The sequence below is a fragment of the Metabacillus malikii genome (assembly GCF_030813355.1).
GTDB lineage: Bacteria > Bacillota > Bacilli > Bacillales > Bacillaceae > Metabacillus > Metabacillus malikii.
Genome location: NZ_JAUSUD010000012.1, coordinates 91976 through 117465, shown reverse-complemented (window position 1 = coordinate 117465; position 25490 = coordinate 91976). Strand labels below are relative to the sequence as shown.

Here is a 25490-nt window from a genome sequence, read left to right as displayed (position 1 = left end):
TGTGACGTCTCTCCTTATTTGTTATTGACGGTCCTTCCGTTTCAAAATCACGATGCTAATCACTGTACATAAAACGGTAATGCCGAGTAAAATTCCCCAATTTTGATAAAGCAGGGACAAGCTATGATCGTAGTATTCTGGTAAGTCGCGTTGTGGTAAGGCGACCTTTGTTTCCAATTCCATTGGTTTGTCATTCAAGTCAAAGGAAATGCTAAATGCCCGTGCTGTCCACTTAGCGATAGCAAGATTTGATAACCAATCCGTTACCCCTTCAAGCTCAAACACAAGTCCGTTAAAAATAAGCTGGGGAACTAGTAATATCGGTGCCAATCCCATGGCCCGATCTGAATTTGCAACAAGACACGATACAACAAGCCCCATCGCGGTTGATGCTAGTACACTTAAGAAAAACGTCATAAAGATTTCAATAGGTACATAACCTAAAAGATTTTCTGTAGGTAGCTCGATGATTGCTGTAAAAATTGCCACAAATATAACTGATTGAATAAGTCCCATTAATCCTAAAATGACAATTTTTGAAGAAATATAAGGTCCTAGCTTTAAATTGACAGTACGTTCTCGTTTATAAATCGTCTTTTCTTTCGTAATCTCTTGAATGGAGTTCAGCAATCCGATCCAAACCGCAGAGGCTGCAACAGTAAAAATCACTTGTTTCGATGTTTCAAAATACTCAAATGAATCAGTTTCAGCAACTAACCCCATTAAAATTGCAATAATAGGTGCTTGGATCATTAAGAAGAAAAAGCGCTGCTTATCGACGAGTGATAGCTTTAAGTACCTTGCAGATAATATTGCAAATTGCTTAAGTGAGCTGCGACTCGGTCCTTTTTGAAGCGGTTTTTTCTCAGCTTGTTTTCCTGTAAGAGTTTGATAATAGGAATAGTAGTGGGACTGGACAAATTTTGCTTGCCATTTCTCCGCTTGCTTATTAATCAAATCGTAAATATCCGTATAGTCTGTTACTTCAAAGAACTTTTGTGCACCTGATGGAGGGCCAAAATAACAAAGACGTCCCCCGTATCCGAGGAATACTACCTTGTCACAAAGGTGGAGATTTGCTGTTGCATGTGTAATAAGAATAATCGTTTTTCCTTTATTCGATAGCTTGCGCAACAATCTCATCATGTTTCGCTCCATACCTGGGTCAAGACCTGAAGTCGGTTCATCAAGGAAAAATAGTTTCGGGTCTGCTAGTAATTCCACCGCGATACTGGCACGTTTACGTTGTCCGCCACTTAACTGGCTTATCACGAGGTCTTCTCTTCCCTCTAGTTCAACATCCTCAATCACTTCTTTAACACGCTCAAGAATTTCTGCTTCACTTGAATCCTCAGGCATTCTAAGTTTTGCTGCATAGATAAGCATTTGTTGTACTGTTAATGTGTCGTAGACGATATCCTGCTGTGGAACATAGCCCAATATATTTTTATACGCATTGTAATTCGCATAAAAATCGTCACCATTCACAAGCACAGTGCCATCTGTTGCAGGACGAAACCCGTTTAACGTATCAAGAAAGGTTGATTTACCAGCACCACTTCCACCAATTAAGGCCACAAGTTCACCTGGCTTTATGCTAATACTAATATTATCGAGTATTTTCTTTGTTGCTTTCGCAGCAAACAATCCGCCAGATGAATCAACAACCGTTTTTGAGATGTTTATGGCATCAATTTGGAGTCCTTTCACGTGGACATTGTAAAGAATCTTATTTTCTTGAACGATAAATTTCGTTTGACCGATATATATCATATCAAGGGGCTTTAGCTTTGTTACTTGCTTCACTGGTTTTCCATTTAAAAATGTCCCGTTAGTACTGTTCAGGTCTTTTACAAAAATGTCATTTTTCTCGACAAAGATTTGCGCATGTTTTCTCGACACAAGGCTATGAGCAAGTGCAATATCATTCGAGCTTTCACGCCCAATTGTAATCGATGGCTTGTCCTTAAAATATACTTCATTCCACTTTTCATCCTGCTCATTTTCAAGCTCAGAATAAAGAATGAAAATCCCTTCATCGTGTGGATTGTTCATATCATCGATTAAAATGTGCATCCCATTTACTAAAACTTGTTCGGTTACCTTTCGTTCATCAATGATGATGCCATTCGTACTGTTTTCGTCGATAATTTTGCATTGACCATTTTCTACATGGATTGTTGCATGGTGTGCAGATACAATCGGGGAATGGATAACAAGGTCATTGTCCTTTGCACGGCCAATCGTATACTTGCTTGAGCCAGCCGTTTGCATGTCAAAGGTCGTGATTAATTCTTTGTTGATATAAACATTTAAGAGATGCTTCTTCTCACCTTTAGTAGACATATTAACCTCCATATGAGAAGAGAGAGCAAATGCCCTCTCTTTAGTTTCGTTTTTTCGCATTCATTAACACGAAGAATAATGCACCTGTTTGCAGGATGATAATTCCGAGCAGGACGTATAGTAACAAATTACCTTGTCCGGATTCATCGTTCCCTTTCTCCGTTGACTCATTTTCTTCTTCATCATTTAAAGAAAAATCCTTCGTAATTAATGTGTCATATACACTTTCCACTGGCGCAAATTCGTCAATGTCATTTCCACCTAATTGAAGTTCATGTAGTTCTTCCAAATTTTCAAGAGGGTCAATGTCAGAAATATTGTTATTGTCTAAATGCAGCACTTGTAGTTTTGTTAAGCTCCGTAATGGGTCGAGTTCTTTTACTTTACCATCACTCAATTCAAGCACTTCAAGCTCCGTTAAATTCCCAAGTGGTCCGATAAAACTAATCGGATTATTAGACAAGCTCAATACCTTTGTTTTCGCTAAATTAGAAACGGCTGTCACATCAGAAATTTCATTATCATTTAACCGGATTACTTCTAAGTTTGCCAATGCTTTAAGCGGTGAAATATTTTCAATAGCGTTATGGTCAATGCGTAAGTTTTTTAACGCTTTTAAATCATTAATTCCGTTAATGACTTCGATGTCATTGTCATCAAGCATTAATACTTCAAGCTTTGTTAACAAGCTTACGTCATCAATTTTTTCAATTTGATTGTTGCTCAAATATAGGCGTTCAAGTTTAACAAGGTCTTTTAATGGAGCGATATCTTTAATTTTATTGTTCGATGCGTTAATTACTTTTAAATTCGTTAACGTTTCTAACGGTGCTAAGTTAGAAATAAGATTGTCCGCTATTCTAAGTTCTGTTAGACTTGTTAAATTTTCGATCCCTTTAAGGTTTTGAATTCTTTCATTTGTTGCATCAAGTGATGTAATATCTTTTACGTCTGATTTAAACAAATCCCCACTTGGTTTATCAATTTCTTTGCGAATTGCTTCTTCTAGCTGCTTGTCTTCAAAAGTCAATGCTTCTTCAGCTGAAGCATGACCGATTGGAAGAAGCAGCAAGATGCAAGTAAAGAGCAATATGTATGCCTTTTTCATCATGGTGTGTCCCCTTTATACTGGATTTGCGCTCTTTAGAGTTGTAAGACCCTAAAGAGCGCAACGAATGAATTATTCAGGTTCATTCGCTAACAACTGATTTTTTACACGTACTTGGCCGTTTTCGATTTCAAATACATTCCAATATTGGCCTGTACCAGTTGTCGGCACGTTAAATACTTGCTTTAATACTCCATTTTGGTAGAGCTCAACTTTTGCTTCAGATGTTGTGATCGATGGTTCACCTGAGAAATTATGAACAAAGTAACGATACACACCATCTGTTTGTTTAAAGGTCGTAATCGTTTCAGGTCCGTCTCCATCTTGGTCATCTGTATCTAACTGTGCATATACCGTTCCATCAGGAGCTACATAATTGTCATTGCGATAACTGACATGGAAACGACCTTCTTGCTCAACTGTCGGACCTGTTAAATGTGCATCAAGGTCATACGGAGTTGGTCCCCATGTTAAAACAACTTGGAAGTCAGTTGTTTCTGTTGGTTTCTCAATAGGCATTAATGTTTCATTTTTCACTTTTCTCTCGCCTACACCAACCTCAACGGCTACATATTTTGTTGAAAAGCCATCTTTCGCTACTTCTAATGTGTAATTCCCTGGTGATATACCGATAAGTGAGTAGTTTCCATCTTGCGCCGTTGAACCACTTTGAATAACCTCTCCTGACTGTGTATCAACACCTTCTCTCAATTTAACGAGTGCACCCGGAATCACTTCACCTGTACGAGCATTTTTGATGATACCGCCAAGATTACCTAGTACTTCAGCTTCAGGTTTTGCTGGTTGCTCTTGTTCAGGTTGTGGTGTAGGTGTCGGTTCTGGTTGTACCGGTTTTGGTTCAGATGTTTGTTGTGCCGGTTTTTGAAAAGGCTTCGCTGCTGGCTTTTTAACCGGTTTTGCTGTGTCTGCCTTTTTCACAAATACTGCAACTATGTCTTTTGAGCCGTTCATTGTTACTTGAACCTGAGCATTTTTACTACTAATGCTGCCTTTCCAATGTGAAAATTCCCAGCCAAACTGTGGACTTGCTGTTAAAGTAAGGATAGTGCCTTCACGGTATTTGTTCGCTTTAATTGATTTTGTTACAGCGCCGCTTCCTTCACTGTTTACTTGAAGTGTGTAATACTTCGTTTGTGGTTTAAATAGTGCACGAACGGCTTTATCCGTATCCATTACGACTGATACTTGATCCGCAGTACCGTCGACACTTCCTTCCCAGCCGACAAATTCCCAACCTTCAGCAGGAATTGCTTTCAAGGAAACATTTTGGCCGTCTTTAAATTGTGTACCAGCTGCACTCGTCACAATGGACCCTTGTCCACTCACTTCTTTGTTTAAATTAAACGTTTGTTCAATTGTTTCAAGTGATATTTTAAACTCTTTATCTTCTATTCTTGCAACAATCGTCGAGTTACCTGGTTCATTTGAAAGAAATGTGTTCGTCGCCCCTGTTTCTAAAGCTAGTGTGCCAACACCTTCTAAAATTGACCAATCTGGTGAAACTTCCATTTCTTCTCCGTTGGCATCTTGTCCGATTGCCTTCAGTTCAATTCCATTGCCAACCGTATTTTTATTAACGGATGCTACGATTTCAATATTTTCTAATACATGCTCTTTTACAGTAAGTGTTGCTTGTTTCTCAAGTGAACCGATTGTCGCAACGACTGTTTCACGTCCTGGTGAGTTCGCTGTGAACACATTTGTTGACGCTATTTCGTCTTGGAGCTGTCCTGATTCACCTGGTGTGAGTGACCATTTTCCTTCAACGAGTACTTCGGATTTCGTTTGATCCTCTTCTTCTTGAGTTTCTTCTGTTGAAGTTGAGTCATCGTTTGTTTCTGTATCTTCTGCATCTGTATTTAATTCACTCTGTTCTGGAGAATCTGCAGTTTCATCTTGAGATTCTGTTTGTTCTTCAGTACTTTCTTCTGAATCAGCATCTTTTGCTTGTGTTTCTGAACTTTCTTCTGAGTCGGCTTTATTCGCTTCTTCCTCAGTTTCTGTTGCCTGTTCATTCTTGTTTATGTAGACTAGCTTTAATTGTGCAGTTTTTTCTACTTGAACCTCTTTACGGTCTGAGACTAGTTCGATTTGTGAGTCGATTGTTGATAACTCGTTTTTGAGTCGATCATCCTTCGTATTTCTAATCCCATCGTCAAGCGTTTCAACTGCACCAACAATATCCTTTTGGATAATTTGCATATTGCTTAATTCTAGATAAAAGCTCGGTTCTTTAGGAACGACTTTTATCCCAGCTGTTAAAACCTCTTTTGCCTCTTCGACTTTTTCAAGTGCTTGATAAGACTTTGCTAAACCAATGCGTGCTTCAACATTTTCCTCATCGATTTCAAGAACCGTTTCGTAAGCAATAATCGCTTCTTCATATTTCTGTTCCTGGTAGTAGCGATCCCCTAGGGCTAATTGCTCTTTAATCGTCTCCGCATTTACATATTGAATTGTAAAATATGTACCTAGTGATAATAGAATAATTGCGAGAATACTAAAAATTGTAATATTCCGTTTCGTAAGAACTTTCCTCGTTTTTTCCGACACCTGTTTGCTCCCCTCTTCTAGTTGTGTAATTAGAACTATAATGTTCGTTCTAATAGATAGATATAATTAAATTTACATAGGTCTTTTTAATTATATAGGGGATTTGATTAAAATTAAACCGGTTGGGTGAAAGTTTTTAGACCTTTCTGGTGAAATATCTTGCATTTTTTCAATTTAATGGTAGGGACTAGATGGAGGTTGGGGTGTGGAACGTGCATTTTTGTGTAGGAAATTTGGCATTGAGAGCAAAAAAAGTAGTGAATTTTTCTCACTACTTTTTATGGGGACTGTCCCGCAGCGCTTTAACTTGTTAGCGTAGTGAAGGACAGTCCCCCGACGCTTTAACGCACTATCATAGCGGGGGACTGTCCCCCATAAATTGTTGTACCTCATCAAGGGTTGGCATCCCACTTTGAGCACCGAGCTTTGTGACAGATAGGGATGCGGCAGCGTTTGCGAAATGGCAGGCTTCGTTGAGGGATTTTCCACTGCTTAGTGCAACTGCAAGGGCTCCATTGAAGGTATCGCCTGCACCGGTTGTGTCGACGACGTCTACTTTATAGCTTGGAATCAGTTGCTCTGCACCATTTTGATGAATTGCTACACCCGATGCCCCTTTTGTGACGATGCATTTTTGTCGTATTTGTTCCAACTCATCACTATTTAATAAGGATAATAGTTCGTGTTGTTCATGCTCATTTGGCGTTATATAGTTAACTTGTGTAAGTAAATTTCTAGATAGTTTTTGAATTGGCGCAGGATTTAAAATAACAGGAACTTGATGTTTTGCTGAAAGCCTCACTGCTTCCTCAACAGTTTCAAGTGGGATTTCAAGCTGTAATAGAATCATGTCACTGTTTGCAATTACATGTTCTAGTGATCTCACGTGAGATACAGTTAGTTGATAATTTGCTCCGGGTGCAACGATGATGCTGTTGTCACCGTTTGCGACAGTAATTGATGCTATTCCAGTTGATGTATCCTCGACTGAATTTATGTATGTAGTGTTGATATGTTCATTTAATAGATGTTCTTTAAGGGTTTTGCCAAACTCATCGTTCCCTACACAGCCAATAAGAGTAATGTCGGCACCGAGTCTTGCAGCAGCAACTGCTTGGTTTGCTCCCTTTCCTCCAGGGATTGTATGGAACGATTGACCAAGGACGGTTTCTCCTATTTTTGGGATGGTCGTTGTTTTTGTGATAAGGTCCATATTGATGCTGCCAATGACAGTGATTTTAGGCCGTTTCATTGATTCGCTCCTTATGAAAAACAGCGCCCATTGTAGCAGGCGCTGTTTGTAGATTTATCTTATACTTGAGGCTCAATTAAGCCGTATTTACCATCTTTACGTTTGTATACTACGTTCGTTTTATTTGTTTTCGCATCTGTAAATACGAAGAAGTTGTGGCCTAACATGTCCATTTGAAGAATCGCTTCTTCGCTGTCCATCGGCTTAAGGTTAAAGCGCTTCGTACGAACGAGCTCTTGGGTATCTTCTTCCTCTGATGCATTTCCTTCAGGTACATTATTATTGAACACAAATTTCGGTGCACCTGTTTCACGGAATTTACGGTTTACTTTTGTTTTATGTTTACGTATTTGACGTTCTAATTTATTTACTACAAGGTCAATCGCTGCGTACATGTCTTGATTATGTTCCTCAGCACGTAACACGAGCTCTGTCATCGGGATTGTTACTTCGATTTTAGAATCCTGTTCATTGTAATACTTTAAGTTAATGTTTACATTTGCATCAACTGAATCCTCGAAGTATCTCTCAAGCTTACCAATTTTCTTTTCTGCATATTCTCTTAATGCTGGAGTTATTTCAATGTTTTCTCCTCTGACGTTAAATCTCATGATAGAACTCCTCCTTTTTGATAAAGCTATGTATACAATATTCTATTTTGTCCCGGTGATCTCCTGCTTATGAGAGAAAAAAATGTGAAAATTTTGTGAGAAAATGTTGAAATTGGGGGTGGTAAAAAGTAGGAGGACAAATGTTGGGGACAGTCCCCCGATACGGTAATGCATTAAAGTGAAGCACCCAAAATGAAGCAGAGGAACCGTCCCCTAGCTTCCTATTGGATGATGTATTTGCTTAAGTTTGTTTGGATTGGTTCTTTCCAGGCTTGGTAGGCTGGGATTAGTTCGTTTTTGATGAAGTGTGGGTTTGTGTATGATTGGGTGTTGACTGGTTCTGTTTCTAAGATGTTGATGATGACATCAAAATGGTGGATTGATGTGCGTATTTTATCGTCGTCTTCAAAAATTGCCTCAATGACGATGTGAGATGAGTCTATATGATAGAAAGCAGATAGGATGTCTTTAAATAGACGTTCGCTTTCGTTAAGTTCTAGGTTTGTATAGCTGGCTGTGATGTAGTCAAAGCCGTCTTCAATTGTGTCTAATAAATAATAGTAAAAGTGAAGCAATTCGACTTGTTGGTTTGTGAGCGAAACCATGGTGTCACCTATTTTCGTTTATCGTAAAACATACCGTCAGATGAATTAACATTTTGGTATGGATTGATGTATTGTTGGTTTGATGATTTTGATTTTTTTAATTGCATCATGTCTTGCTGGATGTTTGCTTTGATTTCGGTCATTTTATCATCGATAATGTCATTCCATGTAGTGATTTGGTTGTATAGCTGTTTATCATTTGCAGTGAATGGGGGTTGAACGGCTTTTATCAATTCGTCTCTTGTATCAAGAAGCGAGGTTATTTCTTCAATAACCTCATCTCTCGAATCTTTGTTTACTGATTTTGAGACTAATTGAAAAAGCTGCTCTGTTATAGAGTAAACTTTTTCGAGTGCACTCACTACGCTTGTCCACCTTGACCGTGTTGCAGTTGACGGTTCATTTTGATGACTTCTTTCCACGTATCACGGAACTCAACAACTAAACCTTCTATTTCAACTAAGATTGAATCATCATTTTTAACATTTGCTTCAGTAAGACGATAGTTTATATAGTCATACATCACTGATAAGTTTTTTGAAATTTCAACATCCATGTTTAATGTAACCATTAGTTCTGTAATGATTTTTTGTGCCTTTTGGATGTTTGTGTTTTTCTCTTCAATTTGTTTATTTTCCATTGCGGCTTTTGCTTGTTTAATAAATTTAATACAGCCGTTATAAAGCATTAATGTCACTTCACCTGGTGATGCTGTGGTGACTGAGTTTTGTTGATATGCTGCGTATGGGTTATTCATTGCCATTTCGTTTCACTCCTTTATTGTGCGAAATACGATGATAAGTAAGACATTTGTGAATTTGACTTTTGAATTGCTTTTTCCATTGCTGTGAATTGTGCCCAATAGCGGCTTTCAATTTTTGTTAGACGGTCTTCAAAGCGATCAATGGAGCTTTCAATTCTGTTTAAATTCTTTCCTAATGTAAACGTATCGTTCGTTGCATTCGCATTCCCTGCTTTTGTCTTGATGTTGTTCATAGTTGTAGTTAGGTTGTCATAAAGTCTGTTCAAGATTCCCTTTTCGCCAGTTGTCGAGCCATCGCTTGTAAATAGCTGTTGAACTGCATCTGGATTATCTTCTATTGCTGCACGTAATTTATCTTCATCGATAACTAATTTTGCATCATTGTAATTTGCAGTAGTTGTAATTCCAATACTTGACATTTGTTTATAGTTAGAGTCAGTTTTAGAGCCACTAACTGGTGTATATATGCTAGTACGCATATTTGTAAGTAGATTTGTTAGCATAGAATCTCTGCGTAGCAAGCCACTTCTAGACATTTCTTCCCACTTTTCTTGTTGCTTATCTGTTAGACCTTCTCGCTCTGTATCTGTTAGAGGTTGATAATCTTTATATTTTTCCTCATTAACCTTCTTTTGAATTTTATCAACAAGTTCATTGTATGAATTGATATATTTCGTAATGTTTTCAATGACTTTATCTGTGTCATTCGCAACGTTAATTGAAATAGCAGGCTCATCTGTTCCACCTGCAGCATTTAATTTATCCTTTAATGTGAAGGTTACGCCGTTCATTTCAAAGGTATTCGATGTCCGCTGTGTTGTGAGGCCGTTGATTGTGAATTCAGCGTTTGTCCCACCAGATTCAGTGCCACTCTTAAATCGTAAAACATCATTTAGGAACCCTGAAGTCGTAATAATTTCAGCTCCACCGTTATTAAAATCACCAGTTTCTTTTCTCGTTAGCGTTACTTGGTCTTTATACTCATCATAAAATGCAGACAAGCCAACATTCGAAGAGTTAATTTTATTTAATGCTGTATTAAGAGATTCTGTATCTTGGACAAGGATTCGTTCATTTACAAGTCCTTTCGATGTATGAGAACCGACATCAAATGAAAAGTATTTTTGTTGATATGATACCTTAACTTCTGTGTCTTTAGGCTGTTGCGCTTCAAATGTAATTTTTCCATCATTATCAATTTTAGCAAAAACATTTCCACCTGAATCTAGTATCTCATTTTTATTTGTGCCACTATTTGTATAAGTTGTGCCACCTACAGTTATCTTCACTTCCGTACCATCTGCTAATGCTGGTAATTTTCTCGATAATTGTATTTCTTTAAAACTTTCTGTACGTTTAAAAGTTTCGACACGGTTAGATGCTGCGTAATCAACCTTTATCGTGCTTCCCTTTTTAACGTCATCGAAAAATGTTAAAGTTCCATTTTCAGCAAGATGAACTTCACCTGTTTTAAGCGTGTTTATGTCCGTATTAACAGTAAAAGATTTACCATTTACTTTGACTGAAGCACTAGTAGCGATATCTTGAATGGTAATTCCTTCAGCTAGTGTCAAATTGTGTACTTTACCATCTGCTTCAGCTGTTTTAGATTGTGACTCTACACTACCTGTTTTCCAGCCAAAGTTATTAGGATATTGAAAATTATCCTTCATACTATATAGACTTGCAGATGCATCAATCTTTGAACCTGTTTTAGATACCGCACCGGCATTAACTTTAGTAGCCGCTGTTGCTAATTGGCTAATTTGTGAGATGTTAAATGATGACAGTCCTGCTGCACCTTTTGCAACTGCAGTCACTTTACTTTCCATTGACGATGTAACAGTCCGCGCAGCAAAAGTAGATGATAGCTTCGTATCAAATGTTTGGTTACGAAAGTTTAATAGTAATGTATTCATCTCTCTGTAGGCATCCCGTTGCCATTCAATTGTTGTTTTATTTTTTGTTAATTTATCTAGTGGAATTCGTTCTGCCTTCATTAAATCGGCTACAATTGAATCTGTATCCATTCCACTAGCAAGTCCACCTATTCTTAACGCCATAATAGGACCTCCCTAGATTTTTTTATCGACGATGAGTCCTACAAAATCTGTCATCGCTGCATAGATATCGAGCCATTTTTTCGATGGAATCTCTCTGACTACTTCGTCTGTGTTGTTATCGACAATTGTTACGTAGTATTCATTTAGTTTTTCATGTAGTTCAAACTTAATATGTGTGTTAGCTGGTTGGAGCATCTCGTTTATCCCAGCGATGACTCCTTCCATCTCTTCTTTAGATGGTTGTTTATATGGTAGTTGTGTGCTATCAACTCTAGTTGATTCTGGTGCTGGAATTTCACTGGTCTGTTTTGTCGTTTCATAGTTGTGAAGTGCTGGCAGTGAATTTAGTTTATCTACCGACATAGGAACACTCCTCGTAAGTTTTATCTAGTGTTTATATCGGTTAGTAGATGGGGATGTTTAATAGTTTGGTGGAACTTTGGAGGGAAGTTGATGAATTAATTTGGTAATTGATTATAATAGAGCTGCTTTTCTAATAGTTTTACATCGTTTTGTAATTCTAGTAACTGGGCTTGAAATTTCTTAGTTTCCTCATGTATGAGTGAATGTTCAGTTACATAGACTGCAATTGCTTTCATTTCGTGGAGCTTGTTATCTATTTTATCTAATATTTGAATTTGTTCTTTTGTCCATTCAAGCTGTTCCTTTAAGAAATCTTTTTCTTGATTGCTATCTTTGTTCATGTGGCACCATCCGTTTCATGTGTTATTTATTAAAAAATCATTAATACGTTATCCTGGATGCTATGCTTTTTTCCAATTCATCCAGTTTCTATTCTACATGGGTTTTAAGTTAGCATTTGCATTAATAACCATTAACATTTATTAACACAATTAAAAATCATTTACACTAATTTAATTTATCTGTAACTAAAGGCGAACATTCGTTTGATATTATAGATATAGGATAGGTCTACGACTATTTATCGAGGTGTTATGACATGGAGTTTTTAAATGTGTTAAACAATAAAGAAAAAGGTATTTTGCTTGCAAGTATTATTGGCGATGGCGAAATAACTAAGATATATAAAGGTTCTCGAAGAAAGAACAATAGCTATAGAGAACATTTCAGTCCTAAGCAACTAGAATATCGCATGTGGAAATGCGAACAACTTTCAAATTATTTATACATTACTAATAGGAGTCAAACACTTCGTTCAAAGTCTCTACCATTGTTTACAGATTTATATCCGTATTTTTATGATAAGGATGGACTGAAACATATACCTCCAAAGTTACTCGAACATTGTACCTCAATCTACTTCTTAATCGTCCTATATTTAGATGATGGATCACTCATATTGAGTAAAAGAATAAATAAAAGAAAGAAACTCATATATTTAATGCCCTCAATTGCTTTCTATCTACAATGCTATAGAAAAGATGAATTAGAAATACTTCAGAAGTTTATCCTACAAACTTTTCAGTATGAATTAAAGCTTAATAAAAGAAATGATGGTTATGGATACATTTTAAAGATGACCAAAACAAGGGATGTATATAAATTCTTAAACACAGTAAAAAAAGCTATGCATCATTGTAGAAGTATGAAGTATAAATTTGACTGGGAATACAGATTTCATATTGAAAAAGAAAAACTGCAGGCTTTATATCCTGATTATCATGTTATTGAGTCAAATTCAACTAGATTTAAAAATTATACAAATGAGGAAATAACAAAATTAATTGCTTTAAAACAACTAGCTTATACTGATGACGAAATTGCTAAAGAGTTGGGAAGAAGTTATTGGTCAATTGTTTATAAGATAAAAGAATTGAGGAAAAATGGTCTTCTATGAACTAATAAAGTATATACCTTATGGATTATGTTGATAAGAAGAAATACTCTTTTTATTCGTATCCTGGTTTCACGTTTTCATAATTTGGCCATTGTTACTTTCCATTATCTAATCTTTCATAAACATGGAAAGTCATCGTCACAAAAGTTAAAACAAATATAAGCATTCTTACACCATCTGTTCAATATATAACTTTATTTTCTCTATTAGTTCAATTTATCAGTAAATAGAAGAAAGCCATCGTAATTCTGTGATTTCTTGAAGAATATAGTATGCTTTTCATACGAGAAGTTAGCAGATGTACATTCAAGAGGTTGTATACAAAATGACTGTTTCAAGCTATAACATATATAATTTACATTGTAACGTTTTTATAAAAGGAGTTGAATTCAATGAGTGTCTCACTTTACGAAAAGTGTACTAAATGTGGTCATCTATTAATCTTAAAAAGAAAGATTGCAATAAGCCATTCAGTCTACTTTTGTACAAATTCCAAATGTACACATTCTTTAAAGCCAATAGTAATCTAAAAGTAGGAAAGGAGCTATAGATAAACTAGAGTTCCTTTCCGGTATTCAAATTTAACGAAGAAGCTGTAAAACTCCTTGAGGCATCTGATTTGATTGAGCCAACATTGCTTGTGCTGCTTGAGAAAGAATTGAATTCTTCGTTTGAGTCATCATTTCTTTTGCCAAATCTACATCACGTACTCGTGATTCCGCGGTAGTAAGGTTCTCTGATGATGTAGTCAAGTTGTTAATTGTATGTTCCAACCGATTTTGATATGACCCCAATTCCGAACGGAAAGAAGACACTGACTTTATCGCATCATCATATACTTTAATCGCCGCTGTCGCTTTCTCATGTGTACTTACATCTAACGCATATTCAACAATCTCATTATCTGTTCCATTTGTAACACCATTAGAGGTATCAGATTGGTCAATTGCAGTATAATACGCTTTTGTAATGCCATCATCAGCTGTAACTTGCTCTCCTGAACCACCACTAATATTTAGAGCGTCAGCCCGCATATCCTTTAGGTCGATTGTAAAGCTCTGTCCAGCATTCGCACCTACTTGTAATACAATCGACGAAGAAACACTATTTGCGTCAGGGAGTGTTGCATTAAAATTCTTTGATATTTGACCTGCAGTTACACCAGTTGTATTATCAAAAACATTTTCCGCATTTAAAGCTGGGTTCCCGTAGTCAGAGCCACCAACTGCACCTGTGTCAGCCTCATCTCCAGCTGTGAAATTAATGAAATTTGCAACAGATGTTGCATCTAGAGATGAAAAACTGGAAACAAAATCAGAATAGTTTTCACCTGTAGTATTAGCTATCGCTGTTTTTAGTGCATCATTTCCTGTATTCGAACCTACTAAGCCTTTAATATCAGTCATTAATTCCTTAATATTAGTACTTCCAACGTTTGCGGTTATCTCGTAATTTAAGTACTTTACAATCATATAGCCTGCAGCGTAATCTTTACTGTCACCATTCCATTCAGCACCATTTAGAAGCGCTGTTGCTCTTGTAACCATATCATTTACTTTTGCAGAATCAAACCCACCAGCACCGTCAGAAATATAATATTCTAAACGCTCGTCTCCACCATGTATAAACTCAGCTGAACCTTCCTTGAACCACTTTGCCATGTCGATTGTAGCTTCTACACCAAATTCTGAATTCATAACTGCGTGGACCATTTCATGCGCAAGAACTCGATCACTATAGTTCCCACCGCCTGATCCATTATCACCGCTATCACCGGAACTTGGGGTAAAATCATTGATATCTATTGTTAAGGATTGGTCGGTCGTACCTGTCGAGCCTGTTACGTAAGCAGCTGTTCCTCCTGGTGAATCTGATTTTAGGATAATTTTAAGGTTTTCACCATTCCCCTTTAATCCATATTCAGCAAAGATACGATCTTCTGCTTGTGTTAACCAGCCTTTATTCTTTATTCCGTCCAAAATATTATTAACAGTAGTAGCATCACTGACACCTGCATTTAATATTTTTTTTGTGTTGAATTCAGTCGTATTACCAATTCTATTAACCTCTGATGTTAATTGATTAATTTCCTTTTGAATCTCCTTACGATCAGTTTGGGTATTTGTGTCATTAGCTGCTTGTGTTGCTAGTTCACGCATTCGCTGTAATATATCATGTGTTTCATTCAAAGCCCCTTCGGCAGTTTGAATTAATGAAATACCGTCTTGTGAATTTTTTGTAGCCATATCTAAGCCGCGAATTTGCCCTCGCATTTTTTCGGAAATTGCTAAACCTGCTGCATCATCACCCGCTTGATTAATACGCAGACCTGACGATAATTTACTCATTGACTTTGACTGTGCACCAGTAGCACTAGTTAATTGGCGATATGTGTTTAATGCAGGAATATTATGATTAATCCTCATTATTCTATTCTCCTTTTACGGTCAAATGCACAAAAAAGGATACCGAAGAATATCTCCGGTATCCCCCACTAATATTAACGAAGTAATTGAAGTACTCCTTGTGGTTGTTGGTTCGCTTGCTTTGCGACTGTATCTTTCGATTACAGAATAGACTATATCTTCATCCATAACTTTCATGGAGCTGAGCACTTCGAACAGTTTGCACTGCCCTACGAGATTCATAGTCATAGTCTTCACCTTAGACCGTGTTCTCTAGTCGTTGAACCTTCTCCAGAGTTTCCCCACAGGAGCTTGGCTGCTGATTATCCATTGTTACAATCTTCATCATTTTCAGACCTTCACGCTGACCGTTTCCAGTTACGTTGTAGTTGATGAAGCTTTAGGAAGTTCCAGCAATTCACCCAGTTATCCTCTAGCTCGTTACCAAGCTAGACGCCCTTTAATCATTATCTCAAAAGTTGTAATACACCTTGAGGCAATTGATTAGATTGAGCCAACATTGCTTGTGCTGCTTGAGAAAGAATAGAATTCTTAGTTTGGTTCATCATTTCTTTCGCCATCGTGCGAACATTTGCTTTCACAAATGACCAGACTATATCTTCACCCTTTATTATTCTAGTAGGGGTCGGGCACTTCGGATTCACAATGCTGATGTACACTGTTTCACCTATGGATTTCATCATCTTGAGCTTAGCTTTTAGATGGTTTATCCTAGTCGTTGAACCTTCTCCACTCTTTCGAGACAGGAGCTTGGCTGCTGATTGCCCATATCTTTTCTTTTTTCAAACCATCACGCTTGTCGTTTCCAACTACGTTGTGGTAAGAAAAGCTCTAAGGGGTTTCCAGCAATTCACCCGATAATGATCTCTAGCCGTTACCAGCTAGGACGACTGTGCTTGTCACTGCTTATGCAGCTAAAGCATAATCTACGTCACGGATACGAGATTCCGCAGCAGTTAGGTTTTCAGAAGATGTGCTTAGGTTGTTGATAGTGTGCTCTAAACGGTTTTGGTTTGCACCAAGTTTAGAACGTTCAGCAGACACTTTGTCAATTGCTGATTGAATTTTTGTTACTGTAGCAGAAGCATCTTCATGTGTTAAAACACTTAGAGCTTCTTCAGAAGTAGCACTACTAGTACCATCTGTTACAGCTAATTTAGAGTCAGCAGACGTATTCGCAGTTGAAATGCCTAACGCTTCTGCTCTCATATCAGCAATATCTAATGTTAAACTTTGGTTCTCATTTGCCCCAATTTGGAATTGAAGTGATCCTGCAGATTTACTAGCATCTGTTGTTGCATCTTTTGTTAACCCTAATGCTGCTGTATCTGCATTAGCTTTAATTTGAACAGCAGAGCCAGCCCCAGCCTTATCAGATTCAATTACAAGAGCATCTCCATCATTTTTAACAGTAAATGTTAATGCATTATGTGCAGTACCATCATATACAGCGTTAATATCAGATTGTAATGCAGTAACAATAGCATTAATATCTACCGCAGTAGTTGCATCTAAAGTATTTGTAGCATTTAAAGCAATATTTTGACCATTTAATTCAATAGATGTTGCAGCAATATCAGTTGCAAATGAACTAGAAATGTCTTTACCAGTAACTGAAGCTTTTGCATCAGATGCTTTATTACCATCCAAAAGTTTTTGTGTATTAAACTCTGTTGTATTACCAATACGATTAATTTCAGATGTCATTTGGTTAATTTCTTTTTGTATTTCTTCACGGTCTGATGTTGTATTTGTATCATTAGAAGCTTGAACAGCTAATTCACGCATACGTTGAAGAATATCATGAGTTTCGTTTAAAGCACCCTCTGCAGTTTGGATTAGTGAAATTCCATCTTGAGAGTTTTTAGCTGCCATATCTAAACCACGAATTTGTCCACGCATTTTCTCAGAGATTGCTAAACCAGCAGCGTCATCTCCAGCTTTGTTGATACGAAGACCAGAAGATAATTTCTCCATTGATTTAGATTGTGCAGTTGAAGCTGTGTTTAATTGACGGTAAGTGTTTAAAGCTGCGATATTGTGATTGATTCTCATTATAAATTTCCTCCCTGAATTAAGTGATTCACGTCCTTGTGAATCTATTATTTTTTTAGTTTGATTAAGGTCTCACTCATGTCGGCCGCCATTTGTTCAACCTCTTACTTTATATATCGTCGCTCGTTTGAAATGTTTAATAGTTTTTGAAGAAAAAAATAAAAAAACCTCAAGTTTTTTTAACTTAAGGTTTTGGTGTCTTATTTTTCAAGAGTTCTAGGAGGTTTTGCGGGGTGGAAGCTGCTTCATTATTTGATTCTTGTATGGATAAATACACTTCTTTACGATGAATTTCTACATTCTTTGGGGCATTTATGCCGATTTTTATTTGTTCACCTTGAATAGAGATTATCTTTATTTCGATATCATCACCGATTTGGATCGATTCATTTAGCTTTCTCGTAAGAACTAGCATACTTCCACCTCCTATTTCCCTATATTCTCTTGAATTAGTGTGTGTTTCGTTTTATATCTCGCATCATTTAAAATGATTTGTTTCGCTTTATTATTTTTAGTATTAAGTATAATTGGTGCTTGTAAATTTGCAGTTGATTGTTGAAAAGGGTCTTTTATGTTTAATATAGTAAATACATTTACATCCTTTTCAGATGTAAGGTTAAGTAATTGCTTTTCATTATCCGATAGTTCAAATTCATAGGTCGGGAAAAAGATAAATGGATTAACGATAATGAAGCCTAATTCTGCTGTTATCGTTGATTGTAAAATTGTAAACGGTGATTCATCATCCAATGGTAATAAGACAAATGACTTTTCATCTAGAAAGCCAGGAATTCCATTTTCAAATGTCACAATATCTGATTCTGATACTTCAATATTACCATGATACTTTGTTGAAATTTTCATTTATTTATTCTCCCTTATCTTCTGATACGAAGTCAATATGAAGTTCATTTCGTCTAGCTAACTCGATATCAACCCTGCCTGCTTCATAACCAATAATCGGTTTATTGATTTCAACATCAATTTTCGGTTTATTTGCTGTAATATCAATTTCTACTTTTGCTGGTTGATAATCTATCTTGACACTTCCAGCCGAGGGTATGAAGGCAATATTTATCGGCTGAATCGGCTTACTACTACCCCTTTTTGCAATGTCTGTGATAGGTGTTCCTCCATTTTCAATTTTCTTTAATTGCTCTCCTTCCTGTGCTCTTCTTGCAATCCCCTCAAGTAAATCCTGTTTCCCTTGTTCAGCTGCCTCTTGGATTCTCCTTGAAATATGCTTCAGATCCATATCAGCCCAAGCCTCTGTTTGGTCAATCGATAATTTGGAAGGTGTTGTTTCGATTGATAACTCGGCTTTCGGTTGTTCGATTGATAAGCTTGCCTTTGGTTGTTCCATTGTTTGCTGTGCTTTAGTAGTATGAATACTTATTTGTCCTGATATACTTTGCAAACGAATTTGTGGGACGTTCATGTTATCTCTCCTAGTAAAAAGGTCTGACTCATTGGTATGTGTCAGACCTGTGATGTATTAGATTTTATCTTAAAAAGTCTACTAACGAAGGTTGAATAATTTTTGCTCCAACTGCGAGTGATGCTCGATGAATGCTCTCTTGAATCGTTAAATCTGTAATGACCTTTTCGATATCTGCATCCTCATTGTCAGATAAAATTCGACTTGCAATTACCTCTTGGTTGCCTAAACGACTGTCAATTAGCTCAAGTCGATTATAGCGCGCACCCATTTCAGAGCGCTCAGAAAGTATTGTATCTATATGTTTATCAAGCTTCCCTAGAAGTTCATCACCATCTTCAAGAGAGCCCTTTCCATCTAATAAACCTGCTTCTAACTTTTGTAATGTATCAAATAGCTCCGGACTAAACACATTTGCTGGATTAGCATTCACTCTTAATTGAACGCCTTTTGATACTTCAATATTATAGGCAGTTGAAGTCATTGCACTTGTATCAACTACACCGTTCGCATCTATCGTTACCGGCTTTGTTTTCGTTTGTGTACCGTTAAAAATGTAATTACCAGCAACCTGTGTATTCGCAACACCTGCTAGATCTTCTTTAAGTTGTGCAATTTCTGCACCTATTGCTTTTAAATCCTCCGGGCTATTCGATCCGTTATTTCCTTTCACAACAAGCTCCCTTACACGATGAAGCACATCAGAGGCATGCGCAACCCCATCCTCCGAGTTCTCCATCCACGTATACGCCTCAGAAAGATTCCGCTTATACTGCTCAACCTCAGTTAAATTCGTCCGATAAAACATCCCTTTTATCGCAACGACCGGGTCATCTGACGGACGATTAATTTTCTTACCTGTCGCAAGCTGGTCTTGATATTTCCCCATATTCGAATAACTTTTACTTAAATTGCTTAATGAGTTACCCGCTAACATACTTTGTGTTACTCGCATTTATTTCACCTACCTAACGTTCGATTATATTCCCATCCGATTGATAATTGTATCTAATAATTCATCCTGTAACGATATCATTTTCGCTGATGCATTGTATGCATGCTGGAATTGAATCATGTTTGTCATTTCTTCATCTAATGAAACGGCGCTGACTGATTGTCTTCTTTGGTCAACAGAGTCACGGAGTACAGTGCTGTTCGCTGTTAGGCGGTTTGCTTCTTGGGCATCCACGGCCATACCACCGATGACACTTTCATAAAACTCTTGGAATGTTGTTGTTGTGCCACCGATATCCATTAGTTTATTTTTTACTTCTGCTAGATTTATCGCATTTTGGCCATTTCCGATTTCAGCGGCTTGTCCAGGTTCAGCAAATGATGCTGCGATATTATTAGTTGATGCTTTTATAGCAGTCGTGATTTGAATTTTGCTAGCTGCACCTTTATGGTCAGTTAAATACGTATCATTTCCTGCTGCATCAACACCGAACGAGAAGAAGTTAACGTCTGTTTTTGCCATTGGCTGATTGTTCGCATCAAAATCGGCTAATGTCCAGCCGGCACTGTGTACGTTGTTATATTCAGTTGCGAAGCTATATGCCATGACGTCAAGCTTATCAAGCATTTCTGAATAAAGACCTGCTTCAGCCATTTGGCCATTCTCTGGGTAAGTGTAGCCATATGAATCAATTAAACTACTAATCTTACCAGTGCTGTTGAAGTTTAATACATTAATAGGTGCGTCTGTTCCTATTTGTACAGATTCGACGTAGCCATTTGCATTATTATAGCCTACAGATAAAGAATTTACTGTTTGCGTAGTGCCATCGACGAGCGTGCCAATCGGATTATCATTATCATCAACAATTTGCACTGTTGCTGTACCTTCTGCGATTTCTAAAGCATTTCCACCTGATTTTTCATAAGTTACCTTTACATTTGCTAAAGAAGACAATTTATCAAGTAAAACATCGCGTTCATCGTACAAGTCATTTGGCAGAAAGCCATTTGGTTCGATTCTAGCAATCTGTTGGTTAATATTATTTAATTGCTTTGCGATCGAATTGATTTCTTTTACGGAAATATCTAATTCGCTTTTCAAGTCTGTTTGCACAGATTTTAAAGAAGTTGATAAATATTGAAATGTTTCAGCGACAGCCTTCCCACGTTCTCTTACAACAGCACGGGCACCGGCGTTTGTCGGATTTACCGCTAAGTCTTGAAGTGATTGCCAATATTGGTCCATCGTTGCGGCTAAGCCTGTATCAGACGGTTCATTCATAATCTCTTCCATTTTCTCTAATGAGCTAGCACGCGTTTCCCAATATCCAAGCTTGTTGCTTTCTGAACGATATTGCGTATCAAGAAAGCCCTCACGGATTCGCTGCACACTCCCTGCTTCTACCCCTGTCCCCATTTGACCAGGAATTTTTGCACTATTTTGGCCAATTGCCGGGTACGCACTTGTGCTTTGAAAGTTAACACGCTGACGCGTATAACCAGGTGTATTAGCATTTGCAATATTATTACCTGTTGTGTGGAGGGCGCTTTGTTGTGTGAACATTCCACGACGTGCCGTTTCTAATCCCATAAATGTTGAGCGCATGTTTTCCTCTCCTTATGCTTGCGAGTCGAATAACGAGCGACGTTTCGTTTCGACTTGAGTATTTGCTGGTTTACTATTATAGTTATAATCTTTTTCCTGAGGCATAATCATATCCAATGTTAAGTTTGTTAGTTGTAGAGCTTGCTTAGTAAGTTCACGATTAAGATGATTTGACTGTTTCAAGGCTTCAATTGTCTCTTTAAGCTGGCTTGAAATCGTCACTAATCTGTCTTTTTCTTCACCAACGGCTTTCTCAATACAAGCTGATAAAGTCAAATCATCATCACGCTGTAAGTACTCAGTAGTATGCTTAATCCGTTCATTCTCTACCTGACTAATCGCCTTCACAAACATCTGCTCTTTCTTCAGCATTTCTCTTAATGCTTCGACATCCTCAGACTTTAATAGTTCAGTTTTTTGAAGGGTTATTTCGTAGAGTTTTTTATGAAGTTGTAGTAGTTTTTCTAATGATTGAATAACGTTCTCTGCTGACAAGAATAACCCTCCTGATTTTCATTACTTTTTATAAAAGTTCACTAATCCCGTTGCAATTGCCTTCGGATCGATCGTATATGTGCCGTTCTCTAATTGTGCTTTTAATGCTTGGACTTTTTCCTGTCTTGCTTTTGTTACCTCGTTTGTTTGTTGGAGGTCAATTGCTTTTGAGGAAATTTCCACTTTGTCTTCTCTCGTTTGCGGTTTTTGTGCTGCTATATTTTTTTCTAAATTGCGTTTATATGGATTAACTCCCATAGATCCTATATGATTGATTTTCATGAGTTTTCCCCACTTTCTGTTGACTCACCAGTTTTATACTATATATATCGGTTTACATGAATAAGTTTTTAGTGTTTTTCTATTTTTTAGTACTTTGGGAGTAGTAAGTTGATTGAACTTTTGCAGGTTTATTTCGTTCAATGATTCTTTTTTCCTCATCCATTTGATGCAGTTGTTGATTGATATCTATTTTACAAGAACTACAAAGTCTGTCTTCTCTTATTACCTTGCCACATTTTTCACATGGATATCCTAGATTTGGAAAGTTCGATAATTGGATTCTTCCATTGCGGATAAATTTTAAAATTAGTTCTTCTGCTACTCCCGTGTCCTCTACTACTTCGTGTAAAAGTGCTTTGCGATTTTCACGCTTACGTAAAAATTTATATACCGTTTCATAGGCTAACTCTTCTTCTTTAAAACATGCATCACATACAGTGCGAAATTGTGTTTTTACAAATAATGTATTACATTTTGGGCAATTCGATAATTCTCCCATACTCATTCTCCTATCATCTTTATCTACCTTATATATCGGCAGATTGTTTCCTATTTTTAGCTTCTAATTAATGTTAGGGAGAAAACCTTTGAAGCACCGCCCTGTATTAGGATTTTCGCTGCATGTCTTAAAGTCGTTCCTGTTGTATAAATGTCATCTATTAATAGTATGTTCTTACCTACTATTTTACTTGATTCTAATAGAAAAAACACATTTTCTGAGCTGAGTCGCTGTTGTCTTGATTTTTTTGATTGTTTTTCATGGTGGGCTCGTTGCAGGATATCTAGCTGGTTGAGAGGTATAAAGTTTGCGAGTAGCTTCGCTTGATTAAAGCCGCGTTCGTAGAGGCGTTCTTTACTTAATGGGATCGGGATTGTGTAGTCTATAGCTGAAGTTGTGTAATGCTTTTTGTATGTGTGTCGGATTTCCTTTGCAAAAACCTGAGCTAATGCTGCGTCTCCTCTAAATTTATATAGAGAGAGGACCTCTTTCATCTCATCGTTGTACTTATAGATTGAAACATTTTTTTGGAGGGTTTGCTTCCATTGCGGGTCTTTTTCCCACTTTTCACAATCGGGGCATATATCAGATGTTTGTTGGGGGCGATAACATCCAGGGCACGTCGGTCCTGTGATTCGTTCGAATTGTTGCTCACATGATTCGCAAGTATTTGAATCTTTTAGTAAAAGTAAACTCGTCCACGACGGTTCAACGGATATTTCCTGTTTACATATAAGACATCTCATTTCCTTTCACCTTTTTTACAGAGTTCTCGCAAAGTGGGCGGTCTGAAACGATTTTTGCACATTCAGCGAGTGTCACTAATAACGAGGTCATTTGTTGTTTATCGACATAGTCAGCCTTAATGTACATAATTTTATCTACGTTTGTTACATAACGGGGTTTCGTTTTATTCAATGTCAGTGCCATAATATCCTCTAAACATTGCTCACACGTACATGATAATTGTAATCGGCTTTTGTATTCATCTAATAAGTCTTGCATGATTTTTTCCATTGCATTAATGACCATGTGTACGAGCCCCTGACATGAGTATTTACTAAGATTATGACATAAACTTTCATTTATTGAAAGATGAATCCATCGTTTCCATTGATTTCCTTGCCATTTCGTTCATCTGTTTGACATTTTTTCTCGCCTCGACCATCGCCTTTGTTTTACCAAAGTGGAAAAACAGCACGGCACCAGTTGGATACTTTGCACTTCTGCCGACACGGCCTGCAATTTGGACTAATGCACTCTCAGTGAATATATCATCCTCACTGCCTAATACAGCAACATCACTGTTCGGAATTGTTACACCCCGTTCCAATATTGTCGATGTCACGATTATCGGTATCTCGCCGTTACGGAACCGTTGAACCTTTTCTTTCCGTTGTTTATCCTCGGCATGGACTCCTTCGATTCGCTCATCATAGTGACGGCAAATGTCGACGACGTTATCAATGATTGCTACAGACGGTACAAAGAGAAATGCTTGTTTCTTACTATTGAGTTGGTTTTCTAGCCATTTGAGGACAATTTGTGGGAGAGTTTTCTTTTTCAGCCGTTTTTGCCAATTACCACACCAAATGAATGTTGGTACAGGTAAAGGATGACCGTGGTACCTTGCTGGGATTTTGACTGCTTGTCGCTTATTTTGCTGAACTTCTTTTTTCCATTGTTTTGAAGGGGTCGCTGTTAAGTAGATGAGCGAGCTTATTTGCTTGCGCGCTTTTTGTACAGCATATTGGAGCGACTTGTCCATTGAATAAGGAAAGGCATCAACTTCATCGACAATGATGACATCAAAGGCCTCTTTAAAACGTAAAAGCTGGTGTGTTGTCGAGATGTAAAGATTTGCATATCGCTGCCTATCTTCACTGCCACCGTATAGTGCTGCAATTTTTGTGTTTGGGAATACTTTTTTTAAACGCGGCGTTAGTTCTAATACAACATCTGTACGAGGGGTAGCGATGCATACCCGTTTCCCTTGAAGCAGACTGTATTCCAGCCCTTTAAAAAGTACTTCTGTTTTCCCAGCACCACAGACAGCCCATACGAGCAGTTCTCTATTTCCCTGAATCGCTGTGACTACTTCCTTCGATGCATAGGCTTGTCCTTGAGAAAGCTCTCCTTCCCAATCGAACAAGACTTCTGTCTTTTCAGTAATTTCTGGACCTACCCAGCGATAGAACGGCGTACATTCACTAACACGCCCCATCATGATGCAATTCCTGCAGTAGTGACAATGGTCCTCACCACAACGTGAGCATGCAAAAGAAGCAAATAATGATTGTGTGTCACTACCACACCGCTTGCATATGTAAATATAATTTTGTTTCGTAATACCGTGTGAAAGTTGGACGTAGCCGTGATTGACATGTTCATGAAGGGTTTCTAATGGGAACGGGATTTCTGCAAGGAGTAATTCCTTCCCATATAGATGCTGTTGGAGTTGTGTGGAATAGTTAAATTGTTTATTCAATGGAGTATGTGGAAGCGTTTGATGTTGAGATATCGGCAAACCTTCATGAACGGAAAACGTTGGTATCAGTCGTTCATCTTGTAAGACAAATCTCATATGTATG

General features: G+C 37.5%; 25 protein-coding genes and 1 pseudogene. 1 reads left to right on the top strand and 25 read right to left on the bottom strand.

Annotated elements, in window-relative coordinates; all coding sequences use genetic code 11:
- Positions 1-21 precede the first annotated feature (21 nt).
- The 11 genes from J2S19_RS12930 to J2S19_RS12880 all read right to left on the bottom strand — a co-directional run bounded on the left by J2S19_RS12930 (position 22) and on the right by J2S19_RS12880 (position 12026).
- Positions 22-2346 carry an FHA domain-containing protein gene (locus J2S19_RS12930; RefSeq protein WP_307342490.1) on the bottom strand — a complete coding sequence of 775 codons (2325 nt, stop codon included), beginning with the start codon at positions 2344-2346 and terminating at the stop codon, positions 22-24.
- Between the two features lie 40 nt (positions 2347-2386).
- The gene (locus J2S19_RS12925; RefSeq protein ID WP_307342487.1) at positions 2387-3457 is read right to left on the bottom strand and encodes a leucine-rich repeat domain-containing protein; all 1071 of its coding nucleotides are present in this window, start codon (positions 3455-3457) and stop codon (positions 2387-2389) included.
- 69 nt (positions 3458-3526) lie between these two features.
- Positions 3527-6028, bottom strand: coding sequence for an InlB B-repeat-containing protein (locus J2S19_RS12920; protein WP_307342484.1), 2502 nt, complete (start codon positions 6026-6028; stop codon positions 3527-3529).
- Positions 6029-6380: 352 nt separating this feature from the next.
- The gene (gene rbsK / locus J2S19_RS12915) at positions 6381-7280 is read right to left on the bottom strand and encodes a ribokinase (RefSeq protein ID WP_307342481.1); all 900 of its coding nucleotides are present in this window, start codon (positions 7278-7280) and stop codon (positions 6381-6383) included.
- A gap of 59 nt (positions 7281-7339) precedes the next feature.
- Positions 7340-7891 (bottom strand): ribosome hibernation-promoting factor, HPF/YfiA family, encoded by a 552-nt coding sequence (gene hpf / locus J2S19_RS12910; protein WP_307342478.1) that lies wholly within the window; start codon positions 7889-7891, stop codon positions 7340-7342.
- Positions 7892-8112: 221 nt separating this feature from the next.
- Entirely contained in the window at positions 8113-8496 is a 384-nt protein-coding gene (locus tag J2S19_RS12905; protein ID WP_307342474.1) for a DUF8042 domain-containing protein, read from the bottom strand.
- A gap of 8 nt (positions 8497-8504) precedes the next feature.
- A complete protein-coding gene (fliT, locus tag J2S19_RS12900) occupies positions 8505-8858 on the bottom strand; it encodes a flagellar protein FliT (RefSeq protein ID WP_307342470.1) in 354 nt (117 codons plus the stop codon).
- Positions 8858-9259, bottom strand: coding sequence for a flagellar export chaperone FliS (gene fliS / locus J2S19_RS12895; protein WP_307342466.1), 402 nt, complete (start codon positions 9257-9259; stop codon positions 8858-8860). The genes fliT and fliS overlap by 1 nt, the downstream gene beginning before the upstream one ends.
- 14 nt (positions 9260-9273) lie before the next feature.
- Positions 9274-11322, bottom strand: coding sequence for a flagellar filament capping protein FliD (fliD, locus tag J2S19_RS12890; protein WP_307342463.1), 2049 nt, complete (start codon positions 11320-11322; stop codon positions 9274-9276).
- Positions 11323-11334: 12 nt separating this feature from the next.
- Positions 11335-11685 carry a flagellar protein FlaG gene (flaG, locus tag J2S19_RS12885; protein ID WP_307342460.1) on the bottom strand — a complete coding sequence of 117 codons (351 nt, stop codon included), beginning with the start codon at positions 11683-11685 and terminating at the stop codon, positions 11335-11337.
- Positions 11686-11780: 95 nt separating this feature from the next.
- On the bottom strand, positions 11781-12026 hold the full coding sequence (locus tag J2S19_RS12880) for a hypothetical protein (protein ID WP_307342457.1): 246 nt from the start codon (positions 12024-12026) through the stop codon (positions 11781-11783).
- Between the two features lie 272 nt (positions 12027-12298).
- Here J2S19_RS12880 and J2S19_RS12875 point away from each other — a divergent pair, with 272 nt between their 5' ends.
- On the top strand, positions 12299-13141 hold the full coding sequence (locus tag J2S19_RS12875; RefSeq protein ID WP_307342455.1) for a DNA endonuclease: 843 nt from the start codon (positions 12299-12301) through the stop codon (positions 13139-13141).
- Between the two features lie 581 nt (positions 13142-13722).
- Here J2S19_RS12875 and J2S19_RS12870 read toward each other — a convergent pair.
- From J2S19_RS12870 to J2S19_RS12805, 14 genes and pseudogenes are all read right to left on the bottom strand, one after another.
- Positions 13723-15567, bottom strand: coding sequence for a flagellinolysin (locus tag J2S19_RS12870; RefSeq protein WP_307342453.1), 1845 nt, complete (start codon positions 15565-15567; stop codon positions 13723-13725).
- A 446-nt stretch (positions 15568-16013) separates the two neighbouring features.
- Positions 16014-16127 (bottom strand): annotated as a pseudogene (locus J2S19_RS23790) (flagellin); the annotation flags it as partial.
- Positions 16128-16473: 346 nt separating this feature from the next.
- Positions 16474-17622 carry a flagellin N-terminal helical domain-containing protein gene (locus tag J2S19_RS12860; protein WP_307342451.1) on the bottom strand — a complete coding sequence of 383 codons (1149 nt, stop codon included), beginning with the start codon at positions 17620-17622 and terminating at the stop codon, positions 16474-16476.
- Between the two features lie 184 nt (positions 17623-17806).
- Complete coding sequence (gene csrA / locus J2S19_RS12855) at positions 17807-18037, bottom strand: carbon storage regulator CsrA (RefSeq protein WP_307342446.1); 231 nt, start codon at positions 18035-18037, stop codon at positions 17807-17809.
- Between the two features lie 11 nt (positions 18038-18048).
- Positions 18049-18486: a flagellar assembly protein FliW gene (gene fliW, locus J2S19_RS12850; RefSeq protein WP_307342443.1), complete on the bottom strand. Its 438-nt coding sequence runs from the start codon at positions 18484-18486 to the stop codon at positions 18049-18051.
- A 4-nt stretch (positions 18487-18490) separates the two neighbouring features.
- Positions 18491-19060, bottom strand: a complete 570-nt coding sequence (locus tag J2S19_RS12845) for a DUF6470 family protein (protein ID WP_307342440.1) — start codon at positions 19058-19060, stop codon at positions 18491-18493.
- A 64-nt stretch (positions 19061-19124) separates the two neighbouring features.
- Positions 19125-20015, bottom strand: coding sequence for a flagellar hook-associated protein FlgL (gene flgL / locus J2S19_RS12840; RefSeq protein WP_307342437.1), 891 nt, complete (start codon positions 20013-20015; stop codon positions 19125-19127).
- 24 nt (positions 20016-20039) lie between these two features.
- On the bottom strand, positions 20040-21623 hold the full coding sequence (gene flgK / locus J2S19_RS12835) for a flagellar hook-associated protein FlgK (protein ID WP_307342435.1): 1584 nt from the start codon (positions 21621-21623) through the stop codon (positions 20040-20042).
- Positions 21624-21635: 12 nt separating this feature from the next.
- A complete protein-coding gene (locus tag J2S19_RS12830) occupies positions 21636-22118 on the bottom strand; it encodes a flagellar protein FlgN (RefSeq protein WP_307342433.1) in 483 nt (160 codons plus the stop codon).
- 21 nt (positions 22119-22139) lie between these two features.
- Positions 22140-22400 (bottom strand): flagellar biosynthesis anti-sigma factor FlgM, encoded by a 261-nt coding sequence (flgM, locus tag J2S19_RS12825; protein WP_307342430.1) that lies wholly within the window; start codon positions 22398-22400, stop codon positions 22140-22142.
- 79 nt (positions 22401-22479) lie between these two features.
- Entirely contained in the window at positions 22480-22899 is a 420-nt protein-coding gene (locus J2S19_RS12820; protein WP_307342426.1) for a TIGR03826 family flagellar region protein, read from the bottom strand.
- A 56-nt stretch (positions 22900-22955) separates the two neighbouring features.
- A complete protein-coding gene (locus tag J2S19_RS12815) occupies positions 22956-23645 on the bottom strand; it encodes a ComFC family protein (RefSeq protein ID WP_307342423.1) in 690 nt (229 codons plus the stop codon).
- The gene (comFB, locus tag J2S19_RS12810) at positions 23626-23931 is read right to left on the bottom strand and encodes a late competence protein ComFB (RefSeq protein WP_307342421.1); all 306 of its coding nucleotides are present in this window, start codon (positions 23929-23931) and stop codon (positions 23626-23628) included. The genes J2S19_RS12815 and comFB overlap by 20 nt, the downstream gene beginning before the upstream one ends.
- Positions 23932-23980: 49 nt before the next feature.
- Positions 23981-25483 carry an ATP-dependent helicase ComFA gene (locus J2S19_RS12805; RefSeq protein WP_307342419.1) on the bottom strand — a complete coding sequence of 501 codons (1503 nt, stop codon included), beginning with the start codon at positions 25481-25483 and terminating at the stop codon, positions 23981-23983.
- Positions 25484-25490 lie beyond the last annotated feature (7 nt).